This window comes from Halomonas sp. DP5N14-9 (assembly GCF_019802175.1).
Taxonomy (GTDB): domain Bacteria; phylum Pseudomonadota; class Gammaproteobacteria; order Pseudomonadales; family Halomonadaceae; genus Halomonas; species Halomonas litopenaei.
The window spans coordinates 133,047-149,902 of sequence record NZ_JAHVHR010000010.1 but is presented as its reverse complement, the minus strand read 5'-3'; the positions used below and the strand labels follow the sequence as shown (position 1 = coordinate 149,902).

At 63.7% G+C, this 16,856-nt stretch carries 13 protein-coding genes; 5 read left to right on the top strand and 8 right to left on the bottom strand.

Going from position 1 to position 16,856, the window contains the following annotated elements; genetic code table 11:
• Positions 1–688: 688 nt before the first annotated feature.
• The 6 genes from KUW00_RS08740 to KUW00_RS08715 all read right to left on the bottom strand — a co-directional run bounded on the left by KUW00_RS08740 (position 689) and on the right by KUW00_RS08715 (position 9,257).
• On the bottom strand, positions 689–2,170 hold the full coding sequence (locus tag KUW00_RS08740) for a bifunctional 2-methylcitrate dehydratase/aconitate hydratase (protein ID WP_222568838.1): 1,482 nt from the start codon (positions 2,168–2,170) through the stop codon (positions 689–691).
• 258 nt (positions 2,171–2,428) lie between these two features.
• Positions 2,429–3,631 (bottom strand): 2-methylaconitate cis-trans isomerase PrpF, encoded by a 1,203-nt coding sequence (gene prpF, locus KUW00_RS08735; protein ID WP_222568837.1) that lies wholly within the window; start codon positions 3,629–3,631, stop codon positions 2,429–2,431.
• Entirely contained in the window at positions 3,631–6,222 is a 2,592-nt protein-coding gene (gene acnD / locus KUW00_RS08730; protein WP_222568836.1) for a Fe/S-dependent 2-methylisocitrate dehydratase AcnD, read from the bottom strand. The genes prpF and acnD overlap by 1 nt, the downstream gene beginning before the upstream one ends.
• Before the next feature lie 173 nt (positions 6,223–6,395).
• Positions 6,396–7,523 (bottom strand): 2-methylcitrate synthase, encoded by a 1,128-nt coding sequence (gene prpC, locus KUW00_RS08725; protein WP_213231206.1) that lies wholly within the window; start codon positions 7,521–7,523, stop codon positions 6,396–6,398.
• Positions 7,524–7,597: 74 nt separating this feature from the next.
• On the bottom strand, positions 7,598–8,491 hold the full coding sequence (gene prpB, locus KUW00_RS08720; RefSeq protein ID WP_222568835.1) for a methylisocitrate lyase: 894 nt from the start codon (positions 8,489–8,491) through the stop codon (positions 7,598–7,600).
• Between the two features lie 28 nt (positions 8,492–8,519).
• Positions 8,520–9,257 (bottom strand): GntR family transcriptional regulator, encoded by a 738-nt coding sequence (locus KUW00_RS08715; protein ID WP_045993772.1) that lies wholly within the window; start codon positions 9,255–9,257, stop codon positions 8,520–8,522.
• A 221-nt stretch (positions 9,258–9,478) separates the two neighbouring features.
• On the opposite strand from KUW00_RS08715, the gene pabB reads away from it, so the two are divergent.
• Entirely contained in the window at positions 9,479–10,849 is a 1,371-nt protein-coding gene (gene pabB, locus KUW00_RS08710; RefSeq protein ID WP_222568834.1) for an aminodeoxychorismate synthase component I, read from the top strand.
• 416 nt (positions 10,850–11,265) lie between these two features.
• Positions 11,266–12,057 carry a phosphoadenylyl-sulfate reductase gene (locus KUW00_RS08705; RefSeq protein WP_222568833.1) on the top strand — a complete coding sequence of 264 codons (792 nt, stop codon included), beginning with the start codon at positions 11,266–11,268 and terminating at the stop codon, positions 12,055–12,057.
• A 122-nt stretch (positions 12,058–12,179) separates the two neighbouring features.
• Here the strand turns inward: KUW00_RS08705 and cysB are convergent, their stop codons facing one another.
• Positions 12,180–13,151: an HTH-type transcriptional regulator CysB gene (gene cysB / locus KUW00_RS08700; protein WP_124803011.1), complete on the bottom strand. Its 972-nt coding sequence runs from the start codon at positions 13,149–13,151 to the stop codon at positions 12,180–12,182.
• 334 nt (positions 13,152–13,485) lie between these two features.
• Between cysB and trxA the strand changes: the two genes are divergently transcribed.
• A complete protein-coding gene (gene trxA / locus KUW00_RS08695) occupies positions 13,486–13,809 on the top strand; it encodes a thioredoxin (RefSeq protein WP_045993776.1) in 324 nt (107 codons plus the stop codon).
• Between the two features lie 206 nt (positions 13,810–14,015).
• Here the strand turns inward: trxA and KUW00_RS08690 are convergent, their stop codons facing one another.
• Entirely contained in the window at positions 14,016–14,456 is a 441-nt protein-coding gene (locus tag KUW00_RS08690; protein WP_045993777.1) for a YtoQ family protein, read from the bottom strand.
• 295 nt (positions 14,457–14,751) lie between these two features.
• Between KUW00_RS08690 and KUW00_RS08685 the strand changes: the two genes are divergently transcribed.
• Both KUW00_RS08685 and KUW00_RS08680 read left to right on the top strand, forming a co-directional pair.
• Positions 14,752–15,453, top strand: a complete 702-nt coding sequence (locus tag KUW00_RS08685) for a gamma-glutamylcyclotransferase (protein ID WP_108133823.1) — start codon at positions 14,752–14,754, stop codon at positions 15,451–15,453.
• Between the two features lie 125 nt (positions 15,454–15,578).
• Positions 15,579–16,838, top strand: a complete 1,260-nt coding sequence (locus KUW00_RS08680) for a threonine ammonia-lyase (RefSeq protein WP_124803013.1) — start codon at positions 15,579–15,581, stop codon at positions 16,836–16,838.
• Positions 16,839–16,856: the final 18 nt, after the last annotated feature.

Here is a 16,856-nt window from a genome sequence, read left to right as displayed (position 1 = left end):
TAAGCGGACCAAACTTGGCTCAAGGTTCAAACGTCTCGTTTGACGAGTCGCTTGCCTTGATATTTCAGTGACAGTGTCACTGACTCATCGGCAAGCGCCCACATGAATTACCTGATCAAATTATTAAAGAGCGTGCTCTGGGCTCTATAGAGAGCTTAAAGAGCTGCTCTCGCGGCACCTAGCCGGAAGAGCGTCTCGCTTTGCTGCGCCGCAGCCCGAATCTTTAACCCGAGCCCTTGTCACAGCGCCCTGCGAGGAAGGCGTATTCTACAGAACCGAAGCGTTTCGTCAAGGCTTTCTTTTTCGCCGTACAAGCGATGCCTGCAGGACCCAAGAAAAAGCGAAGCGAGCCTGACGCACATCCTGCGATGCCGTCCCGACGACTCCGATCGAGTGGCGAGCATTTTACCGATTTCTCGTTGCCCGTCAAGTGGAGAATTTTTCTAAGACTTAAAAAAGCCTTTTCAAAACAATCACTTTTACCACTCTTCACCGCCTGTGACGTTTGCTCGTCGCCGGCAGCGGATGCGTACTTTACGGATCGAGGCCGGCCTTGGCAAGCACTTCGTGTAAAAAAATTTCGACCAAAGGCTAAGCCTGCCCGGCGACGGATTTTGCAGGCCCATGGGTACGCCCGGGGACAGCGCTGCCCACGCTGCCCAAGCCACCGCCCTCCCCTCGTTGGTCTCTACAGCACCAGCAGATCGACAAAGCGATGGACCGGCGTCGTCGCCAGGCGCTCGGCGTCCTGATACAGCGTCATGATCTCGTCGCAACGTCCGGGGGCGAATCGGGTGGCCAGGTGGCGTCGACACTTGGCCTCGAGCACCGCCATGCCCTCTTCGCGACGACGGCGATGACCAATGGGATAGGCCACCTCCACCTTGTCGGTCGCACTACCATCGGTGAACACCACCCTGACCGCGTTGGCGATCGATCGCTTGTCCGGGTCCAGATAGTCCCGTGTATAGCCCTCGTCCTCGACGACCACCATCCTTGCCCGCAGCTCATCGATCTCCGGATGAGCCTGATGAAAGTCATCCTCGTAGTGCTCGGCCTGAAGCTCACCCAGCATCAGCGGTACCGCCACCATGTACTGCAGGCAGTGGTCTCGATCTGCCGGGTTGGCCAGCGCCCCTTCCTTGGAGATGATGCGTATTGCCGACTCATGGGTAGTCAGCTCGATGCGCTCGATCTCATCCAGCCGCCCCTTGACCTCGGGGTGCAGGGTGACCGCCGCCTCGCAGGCCGTCTGGGCATGAAACTCTGCGGGGAAGGAAAGCTTGAACAGGATGTTCTCCATCACGTAGCTGCCAAACGACTGAGGCAGACGTAGACGCCGGGTGTCCTCGGGTTTCAGCGAGAGATCACGATTGGAGTGACTGAAGGAGACATCACAGAAGCCCCAATGGGGAGCGCTCAGGACGCCGGGTATGCCCATTTCCCCGCGCATCGCGATGTCCACCAGACGCGCCGCCCGCGAGGTGGCGTCACCGGCGGCCCAGCTCTTGCGCGAACCGGCATTGGGAGCATGGCGGTAGGTGCGCAGGCTCTGACCGTCGACGAAGGCATGGGATAGCGCCGACAGCGTCTGCTCACGACTGGCGCCGCGCAGCCTGGCGATAGCGGCAGTGGACGCCACCTTGACCAGTAGCACGTGGTCCAGTCCGACACGATTGAACGAGTTCTCCAGTGCCAGCACGCCCTGTATCTCGTGTGCCCGTATCATCGCATCGAGCACCTCGTGCATGACCAACGGGGCTTCGCCTCTGGCCACGCGGCACTGTGAGAGATGGTCGGCCACCGCCAGGATACCGCCCAGATTGTCCGACGGGTGCCCCCACTCCGCCGCGAGCCAGGTATCGTTGTAGTCCAGCCAGCGCACCATGGCTCCGATATCGAAGGCCGCCTTGATCGGGTCCAGTCGATAGGACGTGCCAGGCACCCGCGAGCCACATGGCACCTGGGTGCCTTCCACCAGCGGCCCCAGATGCTTGGTGCATTCTGGGAAGCGCAATGCAAGCAGGCCACAGCCCAAGGTATCCATCAGGCAGTGGCGCGCCGTATCGAAGGCCTCGTCACTATCGATGACGGCGTCCAGCGCATAGTCGGCGATGGCCTTGAGTTCGTCGTCGTAGTCGGGACGAACATTGGATTCGACGGTGCTCATGTCTGCCTCCTTCCAGTGAGCGCTATCGCCCGCTGCCGGCGTGCCTGTACCTGAGCCAGTGCCTGAGCCTGTGCCTGTATCAGGGCAGAGGCCGGGAGTCCGAGGACCAGCGTGGGCGGATGGCGAGAGGTTCGAGAATGGGGGAGAACGACAGCGCCGCCTGGCGGCGGCGCTAATGCAAAAGGTCCGTTGTCAGTATCGTCGTGGTGCGCCACTGGCGCCAGTATCGACACTGGCGGGCTTCATCGGTCGAGAGCGTTATGAATCGAGGACGTCCGCCGGCACCCTGACCTTGCCCTCCATCAAAATGCGGGCACTGCGGCTCATGGTCGCCTCCGTGGCGGTCCATTCCCCGTCCAGCTGTTCAGCTCGCGCCCCGACCCGCAGGGTGCCGGAGGGATGACCGAAGACCACCGAACTGCGCCCCTCGTCGCCGCCGGCAGCCTGGCTGACCAGGGTCCCCGGCACCGCGGCGGCCACTCCGATGGCCACGGCCGCGGTGCCCATCATGGCGTGATGCAGCTTGCCCATGGACATGGCCCGCACCAGCAGATCGATATCGCCTTCGTCGATCTGCTTGCCGCTGGACGCCCGGTAGCCCCGAGGCGAGGCGACGAAGGCCAGCTTCGGCGTGTGCTGACGGCTCGCGGCCTCCTCGAGTCTCGAGATCAGTCCCATCTTCAGCGCGCCGTGGGCCCGTAGCGTCTCGAGCCGATCGAGGGTGGCGGGGTCTGAATTGATATCGTCCTGAAGCTCGGTGCCGTCATAGCCAAGGTCGGCCGCCCTGACGAAGATGGTCGGAATGCCGGCATTGATCAGGGTTGCCTGAAGGCGACCTCCGGCCACCACCTCCTCGGGCACCTCGAGTTCGTCCACCACCTGGCCTGTCGGGAACATCCGCCCTTCGCCGTCGGCGGGGTCCTTGAAGGCCAGGCCGATCTCGGCGGCAGGGAAGGCCACGCCGTCGAGTTCGAAGTCACCGCTTTCCTGCACCTGACCGTCCTGTATCGGCACTCGGGCGACGATGGTCTTTTCGATGTTGGCCTGCCAGATGCGTACCTCCACCTCTCCGTCGGCAGGAATTCGCTCAGGCGGGATCAGTCCGCTCTCGATGGCGAAGGGACCGACCGCCGAGGACAGGTTGCCGCAGTTACCGCTCCAGTCGACAAAGGCCTTGTCGATGGCCACCTGGCCGAACAGGTAGTCGACATCGTGATCCGGCGACTCGCTGGCGCTGACGATGACCACCTTGCTGGTGCTGGAGGTGGCGCCACCCATGCCGTCGGTGTGCTTGGCGTAGGGATCGGGGCTACCGACCAGACGCATCAGCAGGGCGTCGCGCACGGGGCCGGGCTCACGCGCGGCCTCGGGCAGGTCATCCTTGCGCAGGAAGGTACCCTTGCTGGTGCCGCCACGCATGTAGATGGCGGGAATGCGGAGCTGCGGAGCAAAACCGGCCATCACGCCACCTCCGATTCGAGGAAGTCCTGGGCGAAACGCTGCAGCACGCCACCGGCTTCGTAGATCGACAGCTCCTCGAAGGTGTCGAGACGACAGGTCACCGGCACCTCGACGCTTTCTCCGTCACGCCGCTTGATCACCAGGGTCAGGCTGGCCCCCGGCTGGATGTCGCCGCGGACATCGAAGGTCTCGCTGCCGTCGATGCCGAGGGTCTTGCGCGTGGTCCCCTCCTCGAACTGCAGCGGCAGTACCCCCATGCCGATCAGGTTGGTGCGGTGGATGCGCTCAAAGCCCTCGGCCACGATAACCTCGACACCGGCCAGACGCACACCCTTGGCGGCCCAGTCACGGGAGGAACCCTGACCATAGTCGGCCCCGGCGATCACGATCAGCGGCTGCTTGCGCGCCATGTAGGTCTCGATGGCCTCCCACATGCGCATGACTTCGCCCTCGGGCTCGAGGCGAGCCAGTGAGCCCTGCTTGACCTCACCGTCGACCACCGCCATTTCGTTGATCAGCTTGGGGTTGGCGAAGGTCGCCCGCTGGGCGGTCAGGTGATCACCTCGATGGGTGGCGTAGGAATTGAAGTCCTCCTCCGGCAGGCCCATCTTGGCCAGGTACTCCCCCGCCGCGCTGGTCGGCAGGATGGCATTGGACGGCGACAGGTGGTCGGTGGTGATGTTGTCCCCCAGCACCGCCAGGGCGCGCAGCCCGGTCAGCGAGCGCTCGGCGGCCAGCGCACCCTCCCAGTACGGCGGACGCCGGATATAGGTGCTCATCTCGCGCCAGTCGTACAGCGGGCTGATGTCCTTCGACCTGTCGAAGGTGGTGTCGAACATCGGGATGTAGACGTCGCGGAAGTGCTCCGGCTTGACGCTCTCGGCGATGATCGCATCGATCTCGTCATCCGCCGGCCACAGATCCTTCAGAGTGATCGGGTTGCCCTCGTCGTCTTCGCCCAAGGCGTCCTTCTCGATATCGAAGCGCACGCTGCCGGCGATGGCGTAGGCCACCACCAGCGGCGGAGAGGCCAGAAACGCCTGCTTGGCGTAGGGGTGGATACGCCCATCGAAGTTGCGGTTACCCGACAGCACGGCGGTGGCGTAGAGATCACGCTCGACCACCTCCTTTTGAATCACCGGATCGAGCGCACCACTCATGCCGTTGCAGGTGGTGCAGGCAAAGCCAACAATGCCGAAGCCGAGCTGCTCGAGCTCACCGAGCAGGTTCGACTCCTCCAGATACAGCTGCACCGCCTTGGACCCCGGCGCCAGCGAGGTCTTGACCCAGGGCTTGCGGGTCAGGCCCAGCGCGTTGGCGCGCTTGGCCAGAAGCCCCGCGGCGATGACGTTGCGCGGATTGGAGGTATTGGTACAGCTGGTGATGGCGGCGATGATCACTGCGCCATCGGGCATCTCGCCGTCCTTCTGCTCGTAGGGGGCAGCGATGCCGCGACTGGCAAGCTCTCGGGTAGAGACCCGGTTGTGCGGACTCGAAGGCCCCGCCAGGGTGCGCTCCACCTTGGACAGGTCGAAGTGCAACACCCTTTCGTAGTCGGCGTTGACGAGGCTGTCGGCCCACAGGCCGGCGGCCTTGGCGTAGGTCTCCACCAGTTCGATCTGCTCCGGCTCGCGCCCGGTCAGCTTGAGGTAGTCGAGGGTCTGATCGTCGATGTAGAACATCGCGGCGGTGGCGCCATACTCCGGCGTCATGTTGGAGATGGTGGCACGATCACCCAGTGTCAGGTGCCCCGCGCCTTCACCGAAGAACTCGAGATAGCTCGACACCACCCGTTCGCTGCGCAGGTATTCGGTCAGCGCCAGCACGATATCGGTGGCGGTGATGCCGGGCTGGGGCTTGCCGCTGAGCTCCACCCCGACGATGTCAGGCAGTCGCATGTAGGAGGCACGCCCCAGCATCACGCTTTCGGCCTCGAGCCCACCCACCCCGACGGCGATCACGCCGAGGGCGTCCACGTGGGGCGTGTGACTGTCGGTGCCCACCAGGGTGTCGGGGAAGGCCACGCCATCACGGGCCTGGATCACCGGCGACATCTTCTCCAGGTTGATCTGGTGCATGATGCCGTTGCCGGGGGGGATCACGTCGACGTTCTCGAAGGCTTCGCGGGTCCAGTTGATGAAGTGGAAGCGGTCCTCGTTGCGCCGATCCTCGATGGCGCGGTTCTTGTCGAAGGCGCCCTCCTCGAATCCCGGGTGCTCCACCGCCAGCGAATGGTCGACGATCAGCTGGGTCGGCACCACCGGATTGACCTTGGCCGGATCACCACCCTTCTCGGCGATGGCGTCACGCAGGCCGGCCAGGTCGACCAGCGCCGTCTGCCCGAGGATGTCGTGGCACACCACCCGCGCGGGGAACCAGGGAAAGTCGAGTTCGCGCTTGCGCTCGATGATCTGGGACAGCGCCGCCGTGAGATCCTCCGGTGGACAGCGGCGCACCAGGTTCTCGGCCAGCACTCGGGAGGTGTAGGGCAGTCGGTCGTAGGCGCCGGGAGAGATGGCGTCCACCGCCTCCCGGGTATCGAAGTAGTCAAGGTCAGTCCCCGGCAGGGGCTTGCGATAGTCGGTGTTCATGGGCGTCACGGTCTCGGGCGCCCGAGGGCACGGCCCTCGCGGCGCGAATATGGTAGGAAGGCGGCGGAGCCACTTGTGCCTGCGCATGACCATGACCACAACCATGACCATGCGCGCGCCCCGCCGCTCGAGCCTCGGGATACCGTTGGGGTACCTTCGGGAGAGCCCCGGGCTCAGTCACGCTCTTCGATGGGTACCCATTCGCTGTGGGCCGGGCCGGTGTAGTCGGCGCTGGGGCGGATGATGCGGTTGTTCTCGCGCTGCTCGAACACGTGGGCGCACCAGCCAGTCACCCGAGAACACACGAAGATCGGGGTGAACAGCTTGGTCGGGATATCCATGAAGTGATAGGCGCTGGCGTGGAAGAAGTCGGCGTTGCAGAACAGCTTCTTCTCGCGCCACATCACCGCTTCGACCCGCTCGGACACCGGGTACAGGCGGGTGTCGCCCACGTCGTCGGCGAGCTTCTTCGACCAGTGCTTGATGATGGCGTTGCGCGGGTCGGACTCGCGATAGATGGCGTGTCCGAAGCCCATGATCTTTTCCTTGCGCTCGAGCATGCCGAGGGTCTCGCGTTCAGCTTCTTCGGCGCTCTGCCAGTTCTCGATCATCGCCATCGCCGCCTCGTTGGCGCCGCCATGCAGCGGGCCACGCAGGGAGCCGATGGCCCCGGTGACGCAGGAATGCATGTCGGACAGGGTCGATGCACAGACACGAGCGGTAAAGGTCGAGGCGTTGAACTCGTGCTCGGCGTAGAGGATCAGCGAGACGTTCATCACCCTGGCATGCAGCTCGGAGGCCGGCTCGTCACGCAGCAGGTGCAGGAAGTGCCCGCCCACCGACTCATCGTCGGTCTCGGTGTCGATGCGCACGCCATCATGGCTGAAGCGGTACCAGTAGCAGATGATCGAGGGCAGCGCCGCCAAGAGGCGATCGGAGACGTCCTGCTGCTGGCTGAAGTCGGCCTCGGTTTCCAGGTTGCCGAGCATCGAAGCACCGGTACGCATCACGTCCATCGGGTGGGCGTCCGCCGGGATCTGCTCGAGCACCGTCTTGAGCGCCTCGGGCAGACCGCGCAGGCCCTTCAACTTGGTGATGTAGGCGTCCAGCTCGCTCTGGTTGGGCAACTTGCCCTTGAGCAGCAGGTAGGCCACCTCCTCGAAGCGGGCCTTATCCGCCAGTTCCTTGATGTCGTAGCCGCGATAGGTCAGGCCCGAGCCACTCTGGCCCACAGTGCACAGTGCAGTCGCACCGGCGCTCTGTCCCCGCAGACCGGCTCCTCCAATCGGTTTATCAGCCATGGCGTATCTCCATTTTCGTCATTGGTCGTTATTATAGAAAGGCATGAAAGGCGTGCTGGACGCCCGAGGGTCTCTCAGTCCTTGGCCTCGTCGAACAGCGCGTCGAGCTTGCGCTCGAAGTCGTGGTAGCCCAGCACGTCGTAGAGCTCATCGCGGGTCTGCATGGTGTCGACCACGTCGCGCTGGTGTCCGTTGTCGTGAATGCTCTGGTAGACCTTGAGCGCGGCAGCGTTCATGGCGCGGAACGCCGACAGCGGGTAGAGCACCATGCTGCACCCCACCTCGGCCAGTTCCTGCTGACTGAACAGCGGGGTGGCGCCGAATTCGGTGATGTTGGCCAGGATCGGGGCATCCACCCGCTCGCAGAAGGCGCGATAGTCGTCGAGGGTGTGCACCGCCTCGGCGAAGATCGCATCGGCACCGGCCTCGATGCAGGCGTTGGCGCGGTCGATGGCCGCGTCGAGTCCTTCCTTCTGGAAGGCATCGGTACGGGCGATCAGGTAGAACTCCGGATCGATGCGCGCGTCGGCAGCAGCCTTGACCCGATCCACCATCTCCTGCTGGGACACGATCGCCTTGTTGGGGCGATGGCCACAGCGCTTCTGCGCCACCTGGTCTTCCAGGTGCACGGCAGCGACCCCAGCCCGCTGCATCTCCTTGACTGTACGCCCGATATTGAAGGCGCCCCCCCAGCCGGTATCGATATCCACCAACAGCGGAAGGTCACTGGCCCCGCAGATGCGATGGGCGTCTTCCACCACATCGTTCATGGTGGTCATGCCCAGGTCCGGCAACCCGAAGGAAGCATTGGCAACGCCACCGCCGGACAGATAGATCGCCTGATGCCCGACCCGCTCGGCCAGCATCGCGGTGTAGGCGTTGATGGTGCCGACGATGGGCAGCGGGCTATTGGCGTTGAGCGCCGCACGAAAGCGGGCACCAGGGGTCGAAGTGGACGAGGATGTCATGGGGGGCTCCAGTCAGGGGAAAGTAAGATCAGGTCACCAGGCCGTTGCCGGCGACCACCTGGGGTTCGTCGCGCCCCTCCAGCGAGGCGGCGTAGCGCGCCATCACGTTCTCGCGGGAGGCGCTGACGTGGCGACGCATCAGCAGCTCAGCCAGCTCGGCGTCACCCGCCTCGATGGCGTCGACGATACGGTGGTGCTCGACGAAGGCCTTCTGCGGACGTGCACCGCTGGCGCTGAACTGGGTGCGATACATCCGGACCAGGTAATAGAGGTCGTCGCACAAGAGGGCCATCAGCATGCGATTGTGGCTGCCCACCACGATACGATAGTGGAAATCCAGGTCGCCCTCGCGCTGATAGTAGGCCTCACCGCTGGCCAGATCAGCCTGCTTCTCGTGCACCGCCAGCACTTCTCGGAGGCCGGCGATCTCGCTGGCGGTCATATGCTCGGCGGCGATCCTGGCGGCCATGCTTTCCAGCGCCTCGCGCACGTCGAACAGCTCCATCAGCTCCTTCATGGACAGCTTGACCACCCTGGCACCCACATGGGGTACTCGTTCGATCAGCCGGTGAGCCTCGAGTCGTCGCATGGCCTCGCGCAGCGGCCCACGAGAAATACCGTAGGCCTTGGACAGTCCCGGCTCGGTGATCTTGCTGCCCGGCGCCAGTTCTCCCCGGACGATGGCGTCCTGCAATTGATGAAAGACCCGCTCGGCGAGGGTTCTGACTTCGGGGGTGGCGGGGGTCTCGTATTCGGCGCTGGTCATGGGATCATTGTCGACAATGTTGGGATAACGGAAATGTAAGATACGCCAAGGCGCGGGTCAATGGCCTGATCAGGCTCATAACCTTAACCATTGGTTGTAGACAATGCCATCCATCTTCCTTGTGCTGTCGACAATGCAGCGTTGACTCGCGCCATCCTTCCACAACGACAAGCCCTGTCGTTGCCCGTAGAATATGCCGCCTGCAACGCCCGAGGCCCCGAATGAACTCCGAGCTCCAGACCACCTCCCTGCCCTACCACGCGACCCCCCTGCGCTATTTCGAGTCTCTGCGCTCGAGGCCCGGAGCGGTGCTGTTGGACAGCGGCCGGCCCCAGGCCCCCGGCGGACGATTCGATATCCTCTCGAGCGACCCCATCGAATGGCTGGAAGTCGATCAGCATGGTCTGCCCAGAGACTCGAGCGGCAGGGCCCTCGAGGGTTCCGCCTTCGACGCCCAGCAGCGTCTGCTCGAACGCCTGCCCCGTCCACGCCAGCCGCTTGATCTTCCCTTCGTCGGCGGGCTGATCGGCTACTGGAGCTACGACCTGGGCCGGCAACTGGCGGGAATCGAAGGGCCTTCACAGACCGCCACCGCCCTGCCTCAGGCCCGGCTCGGCCTGTATGACTGGGCGCTGATTCAGGACCACCAGGAGCGCCGCTGCCTTCTCGTCGCCTCCCCCGAACGGCGCCAGCAGGTACAGACCTGGCTGGCGACAGCGACACCTGCCGGCGACTTTTCGCTGAGCTCCGCCTTCACCTCCAACCTGAGCGAAGCGGGCTACCGCGATCGCTTTGCCAAGGTGCAGGACTATATCCGTGCCGGAGACTGCTACCAGATCAATCTGGCTCAACGGTATTCGGCGGATTACCGGGGAGACCTGTGGCAGGCCTATCTCCGCCTGCGTGACGCGACGCCGACCCCCTTCGCCGGCTTCATGGCCTGGCAGTGCGCAGGGCGCGAACAGGCGCTGCTGTCGCTGTCGCCCGAACGCTTCGTCGAAAGCCGCCAGGGCGAGGTGGAGACGCGTCCGATCAAGGGAACACGGCCACGGGGGGCCAATGAGCAGGAGGATGCAGCCCTGGCACAGGAGCTGTCCTCGAGCATCAAGGATCGTGCCGAGAACGTGATGATCGTGGACCTTCTGCGCAATGATCTGGGTCGCGTGTGTCAGCCCGGCACGGTGAAGGTCCCCCAACTGTGCGGACTGGAAAGCTACGCCAATGTTCACCATCTGGTGAGCGTGGTGAAGGGACGCCTACCCGCCGAGACGCCACCGCTCAAGCTGCTGGAAGCGGCCTTCCCCGGTGGCTCGATCACCGGCGCCCCCAAGATTCGCGCCATGCAGATCATCGACGAACTGGAGCCGGATCGACGCAGCGCCTACTGCGGTAGCCTCGGCTACGTCGATGTGCGTGGCCATATGGATACGTCCATCGCCATCCGTACCCTGGTCGCCGATGCCGGCCGACTGCACATCTGGGGCGGTGGTGGCCTGGTGGCGGATTCTCGGGAACAGGCCGAGTACACAGAGACCCAGGACAAGATTCGCCATCTAATGGCCGCCCTGGGCACTGCGACTGACTCGCGCTAGACAGGAACAGGCCGACCTACCATAAAGAAACCCAGGACAAGATTCGCCATCTGATGGCCGCCCTGGGCACTGCGACTGACTCGCGCTAGACAGGAACAGGCCGACCTACCATAAAGAAACCCAGGACAAGATTCGCCATCTGATGGCCGCCCTGGGCACTGCGACTGACTCGCGCTAGACAGGAACAGGCCGACCTACCATAGAGAAACCCAGGACAAGATTCGCCATCTAATGGCCGCCCTGGGCACTGCGACTGACTCGCGCTAGACAGGAACAGGCGGACCTACCATAAAGAGACCCATGACAAGATTCGCCATCTGATGGCCGCCCTGGGCACACCTGCCAAATAGTAATAAGAAACCTTACCGCTAATCGATAAACGCTATATAAGAACCGAACCAATCGATATTGGGGCGATGGCGGCGGGTTTTGGTAGGGTATCGGCAAAACCCCCAGTGGAGGTCGCCGTGACGTCCTTTGACCCCAATGCATTCGTCCTGGCCAATGACCAGGCGACACCCAAGAATATCCTGAAAGCCGCCTACGAGGCCTTCGGCGAACTGACCGTGTCATTCTCCGGCGCCGAGGACGTGGTGCTCGTCGACCTGGCGCTCAAGGTCGCGCCCAAGGACAAGGTCAAGGTGTTCAGCCTGGACACCGGGCGTCTGCACGCCGAGACCTACGAGTTCTTCGAACGAGTCCGCAATCACTATGATATCGAGCTCGATATTCGCTTCCCCGATCAGCAGGCAGTGCAGTCGCTGACCAGCGAGAAGGGACTGTTCAGCTTCTATCAGGACGGCCACCACGAGTGCTGCGGCATCCGCAAGGTAGCGCCGCTGCGCCAGCGCTTGGCAGGCCTGCCGGTGTGGGTCACCGGCCAGCGTCGGGACCAGAGCCCGGGCACCCGTTCGAAGCTGCAGATCGCCGAGCGCGACACCGCCTTCGGCAGTGACGATCAACCGCTCTACAAGATCAACCCGCTGACCCACTGGACCAGCGAAGACGTGTGGAACTACATTCGCTCCTTCGATGTGCCCTACAACGCCCTGCACGAAAAGGGGTACGTCAGTATCGGCTGCGCGCCCTGCACCCGCCCCATTCTGCCGGGCCAGCATGAACGTGAGGGTCGCTGGTGGTGGGAAGACCAGGGTGGCAAGGAATGCGGGCTGCATGCCCTCAACCTGCCTCAGGCGGCCACCAGTTGACGTTCTGAGGTACCTGGCTGCACAGCCTCACAAGATCGCAAAGGCCCCGGACTCGCTTGAGTCCGGGGCCTTTCCGTTCATGACGACGTCAGTGAAGCTCGCCTGACGCCACCTCGCCGCGGTCAGCGCACCGGCAGGCTGATCTTGTCGAACAGCGCGTGTTCATGGCGCGGTCCCGCTGCCAGGGCAGCGTCGACCAGATCACGGTCCAGATGGTCGGCAAACTGCTGCAGGAAGTCATACATGTAGCCACGCATGAAGGTGCCGCGGCGGATACCGATCTTGGTCGTGGAGCTCTCGAACAGATGGCTGGCGTCCAGCGCTACCAGATCCTCATCGAGCACCTCGTCCACCGCCATGTGCGCCACGATGCCGACCCCCAGCCCCAGACGCACATAGGTCTTGATCACATCGGCGTCGGCGGCGGTCAACACCACATTGGGAGAGAGTCCACGGGCACGGAAGGCGTCGTCGAGCTGCGAGCGTCCGGTGAACCCGAACACGTAGGTCACCAGCGGGTGCTTGGCCAGTTCGTCGAGTCCCAGACGCTCGACCTCGGCCAGGGGGTGATCCCGCGGCACCAGGATACAGCGGTTCCAGCGATAACACGGCAGCAACACCAGGTCGTTGAACAGTTCCAGCGACTCGGTGGCGATGGCGAAGTCGGCCTGTCCCTCGCTGACCATCTGAGCGATCTGCTTGGGCGTCCCCTGCTGCATATGCAGAGCGACATCCGGGTAGCGCTGGGTAAAGTTCTGGATCACCGGCGGCAGGCAGTAGCGCGCCTGGGTATGGGTGGTGGCGATGGACAGGCTGCCCCGCCGCTCGTCGCTGTGTTCCTGGGCCACATCCTTGATGTTGGCGGTCAGCCTGAGCACCTGGCCTGCCAGCTCGATGATCGCCTCCCCTGCGGGTGTCACGCGAGTCAGGTGCTTGCCGCTGCGCGCGAAGATCTCCACGCCAAGCTCGTCTTCCAGCAGACGAATCTGCTTGGATATGCCTGGCTGAGAGGTAAAAAGACTCTGAGCGGTAGCCGACACATTCAGGTTGTGGCGGGAAACCTCCCAGATATAGCGCAGCTGCTGTAATTTCATGGCCGGGGCTTACCTCGTCCGAAGTCGACGGATTGGCACGGTGGTCGCGGAAGCGGACTAGACTGGAGCCATCGCGTTGGCGGCGTGACAGCGTCCTTGCCCGGGTTCAAGCACTGGACCTCGGGCATGACAACATGCCAAAGCGCCATAAAAAACCACCTTTGTGATTACTTTATAGCATAATGAGATGAGATGCAGCGATTCGTAAGCTGACTAAGAAACTATCGACCCAATATTTGCCAGCGTATGGGCCGACCGCTACCATCGTCCCACCGGACATGGCAGACATGTCCCACATTCCGCTCGATGAAGCGCAACGTAGATGGAGAAACACATGGCTAACAATGTCGATGTCACCAATGCCAACTTCGAGCAGGAAGTTCTGCAGGCCGACTCCCCGGTATTGCTGAAGTTCTGGGCTCCCTGGTGTGGCCCCTGCAAGGTCATGGCACCGGTGGTCGATGAAGTCGCCGAGGAGCGTGACGGCGCCCTCAAGGTCGTCAGCATCAACGTCGATGATGCCCCGGAAATCGCCGCCGAGCAGGGCGTGCGTGGCGTCCCCACCGTGATGCTGTTCAAGTCAGGTGCCAAGGTGGCATCCCTGGTAGGTGCCCAGTCGAAGTCCCAGCTGACCCAGTTCATCGACCAGAACGCCTGATACAGCGCTGTCGACCGCTGCCGTCACCAGACGGGACGTCCAGCCAGGGGCCAAGGCCCCTGAAACATGGCCCGGGATCCTCCTTAAGGATTCCGGGCCATGTCGTTACTGCCCCGAGCGTTATCGCTGAAGCCACGGCCTTGGGCAATGCAGTGCCCAACCTCGCCAGTGGATGCCGTCGAGCGAGGCTCGAGGCAGCGCCGACATCAGTCCCGCAGCACGTAGCGCAGGATCTCTACCACCTGGTCGGTGGTCGTGGCCCAGGCCTGGGCGTCGGCATCGACCTCCTTGAGCGGATGCACGATGTCCTCGCCGTGCAGCGTCACATAGGGCTTGCCGAGAGCCGAGCAGTAGCCGGCGTCGAAGGCCGCGTTCCACTGCTTGTACTTGTCACCGAAGCGCACCACCACCAGATCGCTCTGCTCGATCAGGGTCCGGGTCCGGATGGCGTTGACCCTGGAAGACTGGTGATCCCGCCAGAAGCCACTTTCCGGCACGCCCAGCATGTCTCCGGCGGCGTCGCTGGCATCATGGTCGGTCACCGCCTGGGTGAACACCACGTCGAGCCCGGCGTCTCTGGCTCCCTGCTTGATCTCTTCACGCCAGTCGGTGTGGATCTCACCGGACAGATAGACGGTAAAACTCATGGCCTCATTTCCTTTTTCTCGGTCTTGCATGAATCATTGTCGGAGTGCCAGGACGCCGCCACCGGCCGTTACCCGAAAGAGGGACCAGGACATTCGGGCTTCATCCTGGCCTTCGGAGCTGATAATTTGCCTATTGGCGGTCCAAGGAACCTGGCCCTCGTGGCTTCTTGCGTGGCGCTCACCATCATACCCGCGCCTCCTGTGCTGACAAACCGGTTGCCCGGCGCAGTGACGGCGTGGCGGTATCGACTCGAGCACCACCAGTCCGTCTGACTTCATTCGACAAGGATCTTCGATGCACCCGCAGGACTCCCCTTCCAACCGGCCAACGCCTGTCAGCGCGGACACCCGGGAAGCCAATCGACGCCAGGACCATTTCGGCTCTCGCGAGGCGATCTGGCTGTTCGGCTACGGCTCGCTGATCTGGAAGGCGGACTTCGCCTATCGCGCACGTCGTCCAGCGCTGATCGAAGGCTACGCCCGCCGGTTCTGGCAGGGCTCCCACGATCATCGCGGCACTCCTGAGGCTCCTGGTCGCGTCGCGACGCTGATCCACCAGCCGGGCTCGCGGTGCCTGGGCATGGCCTACCTGATCGGGCCGGAGGTGTTGGCCCCCCTGGACCTGCGTGAAAAGAACGGCTATCTGCGTGAGCGTGTCACGCTGCATTTTCTGGACAACGATCTCGCCGACAATGATCAGCCTGATGTCGATGACCCACTCGACGATGACGGCCTGACCACCGCCAGGACCGCCGAGGGGCTGGTCTACATCGCCGGTGATGCCAACCCGGCCTATCTCGGTGACGCCTCCGATGACAGCATCGCCGAGCAGATCGCCCACGCCCATGGCCCCAGCGGCCCCAACAGCGACTACCTGCTGCACCTGGCAGACGCCCTGCATGCCATGGGAGGCGAAGACGACCACGTCTTCGGCCTGGCGACCGCCCTGCGCCGTCGAATGCGCCAGGCGGCGACTCACCCGGCTACCACCGACTGAGCGCCGCCCTTCCCCTCGGCAATGCCGGCCACGCCTGGCTCTCGGATCGAGCCGGCGACCCCGCCGGCGACACCTTGTGCCGGACGACCTCCGGCCATCTGTCTGTTACCCGCTGGAGATCCCGGATGAGTGTGACCCTTGAAGACATTCGACGTGCCGCCGATGCGACCGTCGGCCATATCGCCCGTACTCCCTTTCTGCATTCCGCCACGCTGTCGCGGCTGGCCGGCTGCGAGTTGTACATCAAGTTCGAGAACCACCAGTTCACCGCCGCCTTCAAGGAACGCGGCGCCCTCAACCACCTGCTGTCCCTGTCCGAAGACGAGCGCCAGCGGGGGGTCATCGCCATGTCGGCCGGCAACCACGCTCAGGCAGTGGCCTACCACGCCTCAAGGCTCGGCATCCGGGCGGTCATCGTGATGCCGCGCCACACTCCCAATCTCAAGGTCAGCAATACCCGGGCCCTTGGCGCCGAAGTGCACCTGGTCGGTGATGGGGTGGACGAGGCCGGAGACTACGCGGCTCGCCTGGCCGAGGAGCACGGCTATGTGTTCGTCCACCCCTACGACGACGAGCGCGTGATTGCCGGCCAGGGCACCATCGCGCTGGAGATGCTCGAAGACGTGGCGGATCTGGATGCGCTGGTCATCCCCATCGGCGGCGGCGGCCTGATCGGCGGCAACGCCGTGGCCGCCAAGGGACTCAATCCCGACATCGAGATCATCGGGGTGCAGACCGCCCGCTTTCCCGCCATGCAGCAGGCGCTGGCGGGTGAAAAGATCCACTGCAGCCTCGCTACCATTGCCGAGGGGATCGCGGTCAAGCAGCCCGGCAAGATCACGCGAGAACTGGTGCGCGAGCACGTCAGTGACATCCTGCTGGTCGACGAGGCCACCATCGAGCGGGCGATCCTGATGTTCCTGGAGATCGAGAAGACGGTCGCGGAAGGCGCCGGTGCGGCGGGACTCGCTGCCGTATTGAGCCAGCCGGAGCGCTTCCGCGGTCGCAAGGTGGGGCTGGTCCTGTGCGGCGGCAATATCGACATGCAGGCGTTGTCGTCGGTGATCCAGCGCGGCCTGGTGCGCTCTGGTCGCATCGTGCGCGTTCGCGTGGGCATCTCCGACGTACCCGGCTCGCTGTCAGAGTTGACCCAACTGCTCGCCGAGCAGCGTGCCAACGTCATCAGCATCACCCACCAGCGTACCTTCACCGACCTGTCGCTGCGCGCCACCGAGGTCGAAGCCACCCTGGAGACGCTGGGCAGCGAACATACCCGAGAGGTCATCGAGGCCCTGCGCCATGAGGGCTACGATCCGGTGATGCCGGCCAATGAGGTGCATCCGGACGAACGTTGGGCCAGCGGCGTGGCTCCCGGCGACGTCTAGGCCCCGCCAGCGGCGGGA